The sequence below is a fragment of the Flavobacterium psychraerolatum genome, from assembly GCF_025960985.1.
Lineage (GTDB): Bacteria > Bacteroidota > Bacteroidia > Flavobacteriales > Flavobacteriaceae > Flavobacterium.
Window position 1 is genome coordinate 1 of the sequence record NZ_JAOQMX010000022.1, and the last position, 13,736, is coordinate 13,736.

The 13,736-nt window shown below is 33.9% G+C and carries 9 protein-coding genes; 2 read left to right on the forward strand and 7 right to left on the reverse strand.

The window, feature by feature from the left end:
• Positions 1-137: 137 nt before the first annotated feature.
• The 5 genes from M2326_RS09575 to M2326_RS09595 form a co-directional block, all read right to left on the reverse strand.
• Entirely contained in the window at positions 138-707 is a 570-nt protein-coding gene (locus M2326_RS09575; protein ID WP_264619341.1) for a TlpA family protein disulfide reductase, read from the reverse strand.
• 365 nt (positions 708-1,072) lie between these two features.
• The gene (locus tag M2326_RS09580) at positions 1,073-1,606 is read right to left on the reverse strand and encodes a hypothetical protein (RefSeq protein WP_264619342.1); all 534 of its coding nucleotides are present in this window, start codon (positions 1,604-1,606) and stop codon (positions 1,073-1,075) included.
• A gap of 612 nt (positions 1,607-2,218) precedes the next feature.
• Positions 2,219-3,307, reverse strand: coding sequence for a nuclease-related domain-containing protein (locus M2326_RS09585; protein WP_264619343.1), 1,089 nt, complete (start codon positions 3,305-3,307; stop codon positions 2,219-2,221).
• A 353-nt stretch (positions 3,308-3,660) separates the two neighbouring features.
• A complete protein-coding gene (locus tag M2326_RS09590) occupies positions 3,661-5,553 on the reverse strand; it encodes a tetratricopeptide repeat protein (protein ID WP_264619344.1) in 1,893 nt (630 codons plus the stop codon).
• A gap of 171 nt (positions 5,554-5,724) precedes the next feature.
• The gene (locus tag M2326_RS09595) at positions 5,725-6,648 is read right to left on the reverse strand and encodes a hypothetical protein (RefSeq protein ID WP_264619345.1); all 924 of its coding nucleotides are present in this window, start codon (positions 6,646-6,648) and stop codon (positions 5,725-5,727) included.
• A gap of 297 nt (positions 6,649-6,945) precedes the next feature.
• On the opposite strand from M2326_RS09595, the gene M2326_RS09600 reads away from it, so the two are divergent.
• Complete coding sequence (locus tag M2326_RS09600) at positions 6,946-7,830, forward strand: tyrosine-type recombinase/integrase (protein WP_413603267.1); 885 nt, start codon at positions 6,946-6,948, stop codon at positions 7,828-7,830.
• Entirely contained in the window at positions 7,815-8,954 is a 1,140-nt protein-coding gene (locus tag M2326_RS09605) for an IS91 family transposase (RefSeq protein ID WP_264619347.1), read from the forward strand. Before M2326_RS09600 ends, M2326_RS09605 begins: the two co-directional genes overlap by 16 nt.
• Positions 8,955-9,174: 220 nt before the next feature.
• Here the strand turns inward: M2326_RS09605 and M2326_RS09610 are convergent, their stop codons facing one another.
• Together M2326_RS09610 and clpB are read right to left on the reverse strand one after the other, a co-directional pair.
• Entirely contained in the window at positions 9,175-10,665 is a 1,491-nt protein-coding gene (locus tag M2326_RS09610) for a P-loop ATPase, Sll1717 family (protein WP_264619348.1), read from the reverse strand.
• Positions 10,666-11,054: 389 nt separating this feature from the next.
• Positions 11,055-13,652, reverse strand: coding sequence for an ATP-dependent chaperone ClpB (clpB, locus tag M2326_RS09615; RefSeq protein ID WP_264619349.1), 2,598 nt, complete (start codon positions 13,650-13,652; stop codon positions 11,055-11,057).
• Positions 13,653-13,736: the final 84 nt, after the last annotated feature.

Here is a 13,736-nt window from a genome sequence, read left to right on the forward strand (position 1 = left end):
AAAAATGGAACCAGGATAAAGATCTAATTTTAATGGAAAAATTAACCGCATAATTAATAATCGAAATTTAGAATAATACTCTTGTTTTATAGGGGTCAAAACACTCTGCGCTTAGATAAACAATAGAATTTTACTAATCATCCACCAATGTAAACGTCTAGCTCTTTTCGAAAAGATTCACTATTCCAATCTGCTGTTCCTATTTTAGCCAAAACAATATTGCCATGCGCATCAATGACATAAGTAGCTGGAATTGTCGAAGATTCCAATTCTAAATGTGGATTACCATCAGCTAAATAGATAGGCAAGTTTAAATTCTGTTTAGCCAAAAAAGCGTTTGTTTTTGTAAAGTCATCATTGGTGACAAACAAAAACACCATTTTGTTTTTGTAATCATCATATAACTTTTGCATACTCGGCATCTCAGCAATGCAGGGAGGACACCAAGTAGCCCAAAAATTAATGAATATAATTTTACCCTTATAATCGTTTAGCGAAACTATCTTTCCGTTAGCATCCATCAATTGCCAATCGTAGCTAGAGAGTTTCTTTTGATCCGTTACTGCAATCGTCTTTGGAGAGAACGCTATTAATCGGTTTAGTTGCACTTTTACAAAAGTACCCATAGGACTGAACAATAGTAAACCAATGAACACGAAGAAAATAATATTGTGAATCGTGGATTTTTTTATATTTCTAAAATTCATTTCTTATCGTTTATTTGGAAAGCTGTTTATTGAGATTACAAGTTAGTACAGCCTTTTTGATTGTGCTAATCTATTAGGAAAGTTTTATAATAGTAGGCTATTTTTACTTTACCATTTCTTGATGGCAGGTGAATAGTTCTATAAATTTTAAATTCATCACAGCCAATTTTGTTCAGGTATAATAAATTAATTTTTCATCATTGGAGATTTGATGTAATATAAGAGTTATAAGTTTTTACTTTTTAGTAAGGTTATAGCAGTTCTATAATTGGATTAGATAACAGTTCATACAAGTTACTTTTTCTTTTAAGCAGCAGTATAAAGTCAGAGACTTAGTACTGCTGCTTATTGAAGAAGAGATTACATTATTGCATTAAATTAGAAACGTAGTTTACATTTCCAAAATATCGCCCACTAATTTTTCTGTCTTGTTCATCAACACATTCAAATGTCAATTCGTAATAATCATTTTTACTTTTTGTAATTGTGATTGTTCCGCTTTTTATCTCAATTTCTAAATCTTTTCCATCAGTATTGTCATAGTAAACAGCATCATCAAAGGATTGTGATTTTTGTGTATTGTTGTATTGATACACTCCTGTTTCTAGTTTATTAGCAACAGAAGAGAAAGCTTCAAAATACATTCCTCTCCCATTTCCAGTATATTGTTCTCCATTTATAGTAAATTCAGCTGTTAGTAAAGTTAAATCAATATTGTAAATATTATTATTTGAACTTTGACTGTAATCTTCTGCTAATCCGTTTGTTAATTCGTATTGCGTAGTTTCAACTTTTAAGAAATTTGATTTTTCTTCTGTTGATGATTCACTGTCTTTTGTACAGCTACTCATTAATAAACTAAAGGTAACGAATGCCAATAAGTAAAGTTTTTTTTTCATAATTATTTTGTTAATTTTTACCTAACATGAGTTGCTAGATTTTGGTGCAAATATAGGAAATACATATTAAAAATAGGAAATACTTTATATATTGATTTTAAATTTTTCTATCCAAATGGGGTAGACTAGGTTGTAATATAAAATAACCTTAAAAATAGATTAAAAACTTCTTAAAATGAGTAACAAAAACGCTTGTAAACGATTGGAATAAAAGGAATAAATACAATATTTTGAACGCTCAAAAGTGCCAAGCGATACAAATTGCAAATCCACAAAATTTGTCATTATGAAAGAATCTCTAGACAAACAAAGTACACAAATAGAGTATACAAACTGGGTCATTGCGAGGAACGAAGCAATCAAGTACAGTATATCAATTTATTCTTTATCGAATGGGTTGCAATTTTTTAAACCATTTAAGGCATATAAGTTTTTCTTTGTTGCTAGAGTTCTAACAGCGCTACAATTGGATTAAATAGAAGTTCATATAAGTTTTGGAACGCTCATAGCCAAACCATGCACAATGCATATCCACAAAGCTTGTCATTCTGAAAAAATATCTAGACAAACAAAGCACATAAACTAAGAAACACAATAGATTAAATACAGTAATTAGTCAATTCTCAATTTGCAATAGTTGTTTTTTGTATCACAATTTCTAAGCAAATAATCTGCAATTTTTTGAACTTCTTCTTTTGAAAAGCAAGGAGGGAAATACGTAATGTAATTTACTAATTCGTTTAAAGAAAGAATCTTTACAAATTGGAATTCTTCTGTTGGTTTCTGATTAATGAAAGTAATTATATTCTTGACAGGGATTTTTCGGTGACCCCAATTATGATTATTTAAAGTGTTGCCTTCGAGAATTTTGAACAAAGCAAAATTTGCTCTCAAAACTTGTTGTACGGGCGAACGTAATTCTTTGTTTTTCATTGAATTTTCACTCCAATTTTTGGTTTCAATTAAAAAAACTCCTGAAGGCGCAATTACAATGTGGTCGATTTGTACCGATTTTATATAATCATTTTGATTGCTACGGAATAAAGCTGGCTGGAAAGAACAAGTGAAATCGTTTATCAAAATGTAGTCATTAGAAAGTTTAGATAGCGCTTCCGTTACTTTATGCTCTCCTATGGCACCGTATATAAAATTGTTTATCTCTTTTATTGCAGTTCCTTTTCGTACAATATTTTGCAGTTCGCTGGAACTACTTTGGTTGACAGCCTCTTCTAAATTATATTTTAAAAACTCATAAACTGAGTTTTTTTGTTTTAGAATCTTATTTAGTTTTCGAGTTGAAAGAAATAAGTTAAAACGAGTTAAAATAGGAGCTGACCATATTTTTGACCAAACAATACTATTCAAAAATAAGTCTTTAAGAATGGTACTAATATTTGAATTTGGCAAAAACAACTTTTCAACTTCTGCATTTAAGGTAGATAGCTTTTGCTCTAGTTTTTGGTTTAATTCAAGCTTGTTGTTCAAGATTTCTTCGGTCAATAATGGAATTTCTTCTTCAAGAACTTGTTTTTCATTACGAACTTTATCTCGATGTTTTAAAATGATTTGTTCTTTAAGAAAAGTATAGTCTTTCTCGTATTTTATTAATTCAGGAATAGAATTAAACTCATCAATATTATTTTTAGCCAAGTGAGCTTCTATATGGCTCAATGCTCCGATAGTATTGTAGACTATGCACATTCTCTTTGTTATTATTGTTAATTGATTTTGTAAGACTAAGATAGCGTTTTACAGAAAGATTCGCTAAGGTTTTTTAAACCATTTAAGAAATATAAGAGCATATAATTTTTGCCGTGGTAACAATCTCCACCTAGTTTATCTTTCTGAAAGAATCTCTAGGCAAGTAAAGCACATAAACTGAGTCATTGCGAGGAACGAAGCAATCACGTACAGTATATCATTTTTTAAGTATAAATAATTTGATTTTACTTTATAGACAATAGGAGCGTGTGCGAAGTTAGGAGACATTCGCACAGCATTCCTAATGATATTTAGTTGTTAGATAAAGACTTCGAAGAGCTGGGGTAATTACATTAAAGTTCATCTAATTTTATTTTTCTCTCTATATATTTTATCAATTTATCAGTAAATGAAGCAAAGTCTCCACCTTTTGTTTTCTCAATAAAACCTCCAATATCACTAAAATTCCAATTTATTAAATCTTTATCTTTTGCTTCTATGTTTAGATTTTTTATTTCCAAGATTGCTTTTTCTTTTTTAGCATCATTAAAGTTGGTATTAAGTCTATTAATTATATCTAATACCGTCAAAACGATTAGATATTTTTCACTAATTATAAGCTTGCGATATTCTTCGTTAAATTTAGTCAAAGGCTTTTGAAGAATTATTAGTGTTTCATAGTAATTCATTATATCACCTTCTTCAATTTTCTCGATTAAAAGTTTTGGTTCAATTAATGTCAATGCTTTTTCATAACTATGTTTTGCTAAAGTAAATTTATCTCTTTGGTAAAAAAAACGTCCTACAATAAAATAGTAGGTCTCTGTATTAATTGATTTACCTCCAATATCAATAGTAGATTTAGAATTATTTTCACTAGCACCTGACTCAATGAATGCTTTATAGATATATAATGCGGAAGAAAGTGGGTTGTTAGTAATTCCGTTTGATAAAATACTTATTGCTTCTTCGGTTTTTCCAATCTTATTCTTTAAATCAGCAATTTTAATATAACAAGTTTCAATTTTGTAATTACTGTCAATTAGTGTTTGTAGTATTTCTATTGCGGATTGTTCTTTTCCAATTTCTCCTAAATACATAGCTTTTGAAAAATTAAAATCATTAGAAAGTTCAGTTTCATTGTCTTTGAAATGGGTAATTGCTTTGTCAAAGAAATTTGTTGTGTCATTAATTCTCTTTTCATGTCTTAGCAACTTGATTAACTCTTTGTAGTAGTCAACTTTGTCAGGATTTATTTCTAATAAACTAATGTAATCTTCAATTGCACGTTCAAAACTGTTTAGCTTTTTAAGAATGTCAATTCTATTAGTATAATAAAGTTCCTTTTTATTCGAAAGCTCAATAGCTTTATTAAGACAATCTAAAGCTTCGAGTAAGTTGCCTTTAGCTTTGTATTTTAAAGCAATATTGTTAAATGCAGAAGAATCCGTTGGATTAATTTCAATTTGTTTTTTATAGTTTTTAATTGAATTATCGTTGTCTTTTAATTCTGAATATTCATAGCCTAAATACCAATAGGCTTCTTTATGCAAAGGTGTCTTTTCAACTAATTTTTCAAGTAATACAATAGCTTCTTTGTGCATATTTTTTTCTCTTAATATTTTTGCTTTTGAAAAAAGAATTTCTGGATCATCCGGTATGCCAACGTTTTCAAAAAATTCAAGCCTTTTTTCAAGCAACTCAATTGTTTTGTTAGTCTGTTGTTCAACTGAAAGACTTTGAATTTCTTCTGTCTTTTTTTCAGCAACTTCTTTAATTTTTGAAGTTTCAATTGCTATATCACTTAGAAGTTTATCTTTAATCAGTTGAATTAATTTATCATATTCACTTTGTAACAACTTCTTTTTATCATCAATAAGCTCGTCAAATTCCGTTTTTTTACCATTTACATAACCCTTTGCATCTTCAAGAGTTTTAATTGCTTCTTTTGATCTGTTTTGTGATTTTAAACTTTCAAAACCTATATAAATACCTGCTAATGCAATTAGAATTCCAAAAATAGAAGCAACAATTGCTGTGAAAGTTAGGTAATTATTAAGTCTGTCGTTTGTGTGTTGGTATTGGACTGTAAGATTGTTATATTGATTATTAATGTTTTGATTCTCATATTCTATCTTTTCAATTTTCTCTTCCAACTTTTTATAATCAGCATTGTTTTCTTTAGTTTGTCCAAATGTTAATGTAAGTGAAGTAAGAAGATATAAGATTATCAAAGTTTTTTTCATTTTTCGATTTTGTTTCATCCTGAGTTGTACTATTAGTGCTGGTAACGTTATGGCGCTTAGCGAGGTTGGGGACTTTAAAGCAGAGTGTTTTCTACCGAAATGAAGATATGATAAAAAACGTTAATTCCACTAAAACCCCAATCTTGCTAAACGGCGGTTAGCACCAGTTTTTTATTGTATTGTTGTTAGTTTGTTTCCAACGAAGTACAAATAATTGTCACTATAAACCCATTGTTCTGAATTCCTTCCTGATGAAATTGTTTGGTTTATGTCATTTGGTTCTCCCCAAGATAATTTACACATTTCTTTTGTCATTCCGATTATTACTTCTCTTTTCATTATTGCCTCAAAATTAACTGCTCCGAACTGAATTTTAAATTTTTCTGCTTCTTTTGCTTTAAATCCGAAGTTTGAACCAGTAACAATGTCGTAACCACAAGATGTTTTTACACCACTGGAATTTTGGAGAATCGCTACTAACGTATAGTTTTTTTCCTCTATTGTTAAATCAGTGCATTTCCACTTTTCTTTAATATTTATAGTAATACGTTCCCCAGTTTCTATGTTTGTTAAAAATCGGTCTTTAAAAACAAATTCATTTCCAACAAGTTTTCTTTTTAGTTTTTCATAAAAACCAACTACTAAAAAAGGAAATTCATTTTCATTTAAACCATCATACTTGTAGTAAATTTTGTCTTTAGTTTCTTTTTCTTCTAATTCCAAATAAAATCTTCCAAAGTATACGGGGACTTTGTGTATAGCTTTTACTGAAAAATATTTACCTTTTAATTCGTCGTATTTTGAGTTATAACTATCACAACATTTATAAGTATTAGATTTTTTGTCATATCCATTGTATTGATAATCTAAAACAAAATTATCATATCCAAATTTTCTCGAATTTTCAGATTTTTCAATTAAATATAGGTCTTGCCCTTTATATTGAAAAGCATCTGCACCTAAAAAGTTACGTAAACTGTCGTATGGTGTTTCATAAATTTCTTCTTTACTCCCTACTATTTTGGTTTTAGTTATCTGCCCTAAAATTGAATTTGTAAAAATTAGTATTAAAAGTATGAATGTTATTTTTTTCATTTTCGTTATTTTTAAAATTGGTGCTAACGTTTTGCTGCTTTGAGATGGCTGGAAGTTCGTAACCGCTCAATTTTCGGTTTAACGAAAACTTGATGCGAAACGGAAATTCCACTAAATTCCAGCTATATCAAAACAGCTGTTGAACTAAACCTTCGGTAGTGTATTGAGTTAAATAGCAGTCCTTTGTAAAAGTAAATAAAAACTTTATAAGATGAATAAAAAAAACCACTAGAAGAATTAAAGTACAACAAAATCATCAATCAGGCTATACGAAACGTACCTGATTTTGAAGCCTTGTTGAATCGATTTGAGAGAACAATTTCGGTATTAGGACGCAGTCAAAGTACATTTTCCAACTACTCCCGCCATGTGGCTTCGATGGCGTTGCATTTTGGTAAGATTCCAACAGAATTGGATGTAGAGCAAGTACAGGAGTACTTGTTTATGCTGCAAAAACGATCCAAAACCCCTTCTCAAACTTACTTTAAACATTGTGTTTATGGACTGAGATTTCTACTCAAGTCTGAAGGATTGCCGTATGAGTATTTGCATTTACCTTCAATCAAGCACGATAAAAAACTCCCTACGGTTTTGAGTAAAGAAGAAGTTTGGCGGATGCTCAAAAGTTGTCAGTTGCTCAAGCATAAAGTCCTAATCGGACTTTTGTACGGCTGTGGACTTCGTTGCATGGAAGCGCGATCGGTACGTTTGCAAGATTTAGATTTTGACCGTCAGCAACTCAAAGTAGTTCAGGGAAAAGGAAAAAAAGACCGCTATGTTCCGCTATCTGAGCATCTTATTCGGGTGCTAAAAGTATATATCGAAGCCGAAAAACCAAAAATCTATCTCTTCAACGGACAACCTGTAGCACGTGCTGGAGGCGATACTTCGTCTACGCTCAGCACAGGCTTTGATTCTCGTTATTCCCAACGAGGTGTGCAATGGGCAGTAAAACAAGCTAGTAAAGCTGCTGGCATCACCAAAGAGGTTTGCGTACATACGCTACGACACACTTTTGCAACGCACTTACTCGAGGATGGACTTGATATTGTTAGCTTAAAAAACCTTTTGGGACACGAGCAAATTGAGACCACAATGGAGTATTTGCACATCGCCCAGCTTGACACTCAAAAAGCCTTTAGTCCACTCGATACTTTGTTTGCCAAGTGTCGCAAGAAGTAGCCTGCACTGAGCCAAGCCGAAGTGAAGTAGCCCATGTTTTAGAAAAACTCGGGACAAAGATTGAGAATTTAGGACTCAACAGTTGGCAATTGCGGACCTTATCGGCAGTTCGGCGGTGTCGTACGGCGGCTTTGGGCGGGCACATTGATGCTTGTGATAGTTGCGGAAACATCAGTATTAGTTACAATTCCTGTCGCAATCGGCATTGTCCTAAATGTCAAGGTAAAAACCGAGAAGATTGGATACAAGCACGGCAAAGTGAACTCTTGCCCGTGCCGTATTTCCATGTGGTTTTTACATTGCCCGAAGGGATTAATCCACTTGCGATAAAGGATCCAAGATTGGTGTATAATTTGTTGTTCGAATCGGCTTGGGCGACGCTAAAGACTTTTGGAGTACGAAAAGAAATCCAATCTGGCATGATTGCCGTTTTACACACTTGGGGACAGAATTTATCGCTTCATCCTCATTTGCATTGCATTGTTCCAGGCGGTGGTGTGGACAAAGACGGCAATTGGAAAAGCATCAGAGCCGATGGAAAATATCTTTATAATGTCAAAGCTTTATCAAAGATGTATCGAGGCAAATTTTGCGATGCTTTAAAACAGCGAGATCCTGATCAGTACACCCGAGTGAAGAAGCAGCTTTGGGAAAAATCTTGGGTGGTGTTTGCCAAAAAGCCTTTTGGAAATCCCAATTCAGTGGTGGAATATCTAGGGCGTTATACCCACAAAATAGCCATTAGCAACAACCGAATAAAAAGCATTGATGATCAAAATGTAAGTTTTCATTACAAGGACTACCGTCAGAATGGGCAACGTAAGAGCATGACTCTCACACACGAGGAATTTATCCGACGTTTTGCGATGCATATTTTGCCTAAGGGATTTGTGAAAATAAGGCATTACGGTTTTTTGAGTAGTAATTGGAAGCGAGAGAAACTAAAGGTTTTACAAGAAAAACTAAAAGTCAAACCCCAAATAAAGGTAGCCAAAGAATCGAAAATTAGAAAGTGTCAATGCTGTAAAACAGGCAATTTGCACACTATATTGATTTTCGACCAGCGAGGTCCGCCTGATTGGTATCTTGGCGGTAGCCACAAATTAACTGCCTGTAAAAATTAGTTTTATGGGTAGGGCAACGTATGCGATAATGTGAAGGAAAACACAATGAAACCAGTCTATTTACGGCTCAAAAAAAAAGAGGACGCTTTGTCCTCTTAAATAACCTAAACTTGTTTATCGATATCCCCATAGTGGCGGAAGTAGAGCGGTTCCGTTCAACCGCGGTTTCATTGTTGGCTTTTCAAGCCCAACGAAACCTTAGCTGTTGTAAGCAGTATTTTTAATCATCGTTTTGGCCAGGTCTACTTTCTACCAATTGTAATCTATATTTTAGAGATTGATGTGTTCTAAAAGGTTTTTCTATATTTATTTTTAAATTTGGTAAACTTGATAAATATTCCCAACGACCTTGTTTCTTTTGGCCAATTATTGAATTGTCAAATAGGAAACTCAAATGTTTCCTTAAATCACCGTCTGTTGATTTTGGAAACTCTCCTTTGTATTTCTTTTCAAACTCTTCAAATACAAAAGTTTCCACTTGTATAGTTTGTAAAACAGAAAATAAACCCTCAATTTCAGGAAATTGATTTGACCATTCATCCATTATTTCATTGTAAACACTTACTGAAGCTTCGACAGCTGCATCATAAAGTTCTTTTGTGGTATAGAATCCCGATTTGTTTGGTTGATGGACTTTTCGTATGTTATTAAAATACGTAATAATATCTCTAGGTCTGAAAAAAGATCGCCTTGTAATATATTTAAATGGTGGAGTACCTTGTCTAACAAATGAAGCCTCAAATATTGACTCACATTTTTTATCTAACTGTAGTATTAAATTACTTGGCTTATATTTTTTAACTCGTTCAAAGAACATTGAGTCAAGTGAATCATTATTCCAAGAAATAACAATAGCACTATCTTGATATAATTTATTTTTGTCGTTAAATCGTAAAGTGTCATAAATATCCGTTCTTAAAAAAGGAATTACTTTCAAGTTATTTTTGAGTGATTCATCAATTGAAATATTTCTACAAACATTTATAAGATTTATGAGAACTTTACTATACTCTTCGATTTCTCCTGACAACCAGTTTTCATCAAGTTGGTCTAACACAATTAAGAATTTGTGACTACCAACATTATTTTTAAAAATTACTTCAAAGTAATTTAATAAGCTAAAGGCATTTGAACGCAGTGTGTTCTGTAATTCTTTGTCATCAGCTACATCGTCAAAAGAAACTTCACCAACGCTAAAACTTGTCTCGTCTATGTCTAAACCTGGTCCAGCTAACTTTTTTATTCGTGCAAGTTTAGAAAATAATACTTCTAAAATCGTTGGATCTGGATTCCCAAATACTTTATCAATATATTTTTTTGCCCATTTTAAATCTTTTGATAATGGTTCGGAATTTTTCTCTTTTATTTCAATCAAACGAGAAATTAATTTAACAAAAAATAGAAATCTCCAACTTTTTTGATAGGCACTTAATTCTCCAGCAATTGATTCTTTATATAATTTATGGGCAGGCCAAGGATAATCTTTAAAATTTAACGATACGACAATATTATTATTAACTTCGTTAGCTTCAGATTTTTCTAAATATTTATAAATTGCAGTTTTACCAGTTCCCTTTCTTCCCAATAATAACCAATATTTACTATTGATTATTTTTTCTAACTCTGGAGTTTGCAAAAAATATTCTTGTAGCTCATTGTCTGTTTCTGCAGAAACTTCAAATTCAGGTAACCAATCTTTTATATCTATCATTTTATAATGTTTTATCTTTTTAATATTGCTTACAACTAGTATATATACGAATCAAACCTTCGTATAGCCAACCAAATAAGGGTAGATTAGCGAAGGTTTGTTTCGCTTTTTTTGTTTCAAATATATCAATTTATTTCCTACAAATCGCAAATAAAAAACCAACTCATCAAAACATAGCCCTGATAGAGGCGATATCCTCGTGCAGCGGAGCGGAACGAGATAAAGCCGAAAGCAGGACAAATCATCCTTATGAAATCCCAAACCATCTGCTCCTAAAAAAAAAAAACATCAATCTTGCGACTGATGTTTTGTAAAAAGTTCTCGATACATTTTTTGTTCCATTTCATTACACAAAAAACACTCGAACTGACGTAGAATATTTAATTACTCTAGTCCGTTTGATTTCTAAAGACCAATTCACCATCGAAGGCATCCAATAATATGATGCTATCGGTTGTGATTTTGCTGGCTAAGATTTCCTTGGAGAGTGTGTTGAGGACTTCTCGTTGGATGACTCTTTTGACTGGGCGGGCACCAAATTGCGGGTCATATCCTTTTTGGGATAAATACTCGATGGCTTCTGGTGTGGCATCCATGACGATGCCTTGCAAGGCTAGCATTTTGGTTACCGATTTCAGCTGAATTTCGACAATTCGTTTGATGTTGGCCACGGTAAGCGGCGTAAACAGTACTATTTCGTCGATACGGTTGATGAATTCGGGGCGAACGGTTTGTTTTAATAATCCCAAAACATCTGCTTTGGCCAGTTCAGTGGTTTCTTCAATTGTTCCTTTTAGGTTTTCAAATCGGTCTTGAATGATTTGGCTTCCCATGTTGGAGGTCATTATGATGATGGTGTTTTTGAAATCAGCCAAACGTCCTTTGTTATCTGTTAAACGCCCTTCGTCTAATACCTGCAATAAGATGTTAAAAGTATCTGGGTGTGCTTTCTCTATCTCATCAAGTAAAATTACCGAATAGGGGCGACGGCGTACGGCTTCGGTCAACTGACCACCCTCGTCATAACCCACGTATCCCGGAGGTGCACCTACCAAACGGCTCACGCTGTGGCGCTCTTGGTACTCGCTCATGTCGATGCGGGTCATGGCATTTTCGTCATCAAAAAGGTACTCGGCCAAGGCTTTTGCCAACTCTGTTTTTCCGACTCCGGTGGTTCCTAAGAATAGAAAGGTTCCCACTGGTTTTTTCATGTCTTGCAAACCGGCACGAGAGCGACGCACGGCATCACTCACGGCTTCGATGGCTTCTTCTTGTCCTACCACGCGGCGGTGCAATTCTTCCTCAAGATGCAGGAGTTTTTCACGCTCACCTTGTAGCATTTTCATAACCGGAATTCCGGTCCACTTAGCAACAACTTCGGCAATGTCTTCGCGAGTAACCTCTTCTTTGATTAACGAACTTCCGTCAGATTGGTTTTCTACCAACTCTTTGTGTAAAATATCGAGACGTTCTTGAGCTTCTTTGATTTTTCCGTAACGTATTTCAGCTACTTTTCCGTAGTCACCGTCACGTTCGGCACGTTCGGCTTCGTATTTATAATCTTCGATTTCGGTTTTAATGGCCTGAATATTATCTACAACATCTTTTTCCGATTTCCATTTGGTATAAATCTGGTTGCGCTCTTCTTTGAGGTTGGCCAGGTCAAGACCTAATATTTTAATTTTGCTTTCGTCTTTTTCGCGCTTGATAGCTTCGATTTCGATTTCGAGTTGCATTACTTTTCGATCTAAAATATCCAATTCCTCAGGTTTGGAATTGATTTCCATTCTGATTTTGGATGCCGCCTCGTCCATTAAATCAATTGCTTTGTCTGGCAAAAATCGGTTGGTGATGTAACGTTGCGATAACTCAACAGCGGCAATAATAGCCTCATCTTTAATTTGTACTTTATGGTGTGTTTCGTATTTCTCTTTGATTCCACGTAAAATCGAAATCGCACTTTCGGTATCGGGTTCTTCAATGATGATTTTTTGGAAACGACGTTCTAGGGCTTTGTCTTTTTCGAAATACTTTTGGTATTCGTCCAAAGTTGTTGCACCAATAGCACGGAGTTCGCCACGGGCCAAAGCGGGTTTCAAAATGTTGGCGGCATCCATCGCACCTTCGCCACCACCTGCACCTACAAGGGTGTGAATTTCGTCAATGAAAAGCACAATGTCTCCTTCGGCTGCAGTAACTTCTTTCACCACCGCTTTTAGACGCTCTTCAAATTCTCCTTTAAATTTGGCTCCAGCAATCAAAGCACCCATATCGAGAGAAAAAACGATTTTGTCTTTTAGGTTATCAGGCACATCGCCATCTACAATTCTATGTGCTAATCCTTCGGCAATTGCAGTTTTACCCACACCTGGTTCACCCACCAACATGGGGTTGTTTTTGGTTCTACGGGTAAGGATTTGCAACACACGTCGAATTTCGTCATCACGACCAATAACGGGATCAAGTTTGCCCGATTTGGCTAATTCATTTAAGTTTTTGGCATATTTGTTAAGTGAATTATAGGTTTCTTCGGCCGATGCTGAAGTTACTCGTTCTCCTTTTCGCAATTCGTCAATAGCGGCTTTTAGACCTTTTTCGGTTACGCCTTGGTCTTTCAAGATTTGCGCTACTTTGCTTTTCGAACCAAAAATTGCCAATAGCAAATGCTCGATAGAAACGTATTCATCGTTCATTTTTTGTGCGATGGTTTCGGCTTCGTTCAACGCTTTATTCGCCTCTCTAGAAAGAACAACATCTCCTCCAGATACTTTTGGGAAACTCGCAATAGTGCTGTCTAAAATTTGTAAAAATAATGGTACATTGACATTGAGTTTCTTCAAGATGAAGGGCGCTACGTTTTCGTCCACTTCAAAAATAGCTTTAAAGAGGTGTTCGTTTTCGATTTGTTGCTGACCAGCTCGTTGCGTAAGCTGTTGCGAGAGCTGTATGGCTTCTTGCGATTTTATTGTAAATTTATTTATGTTCATTTTTATTTATGATTTGGATTAGTACTTAATTAACTAACTTTGTCATTGAAACGACAAATTGTATTCCATAACAAATGTAAAGAC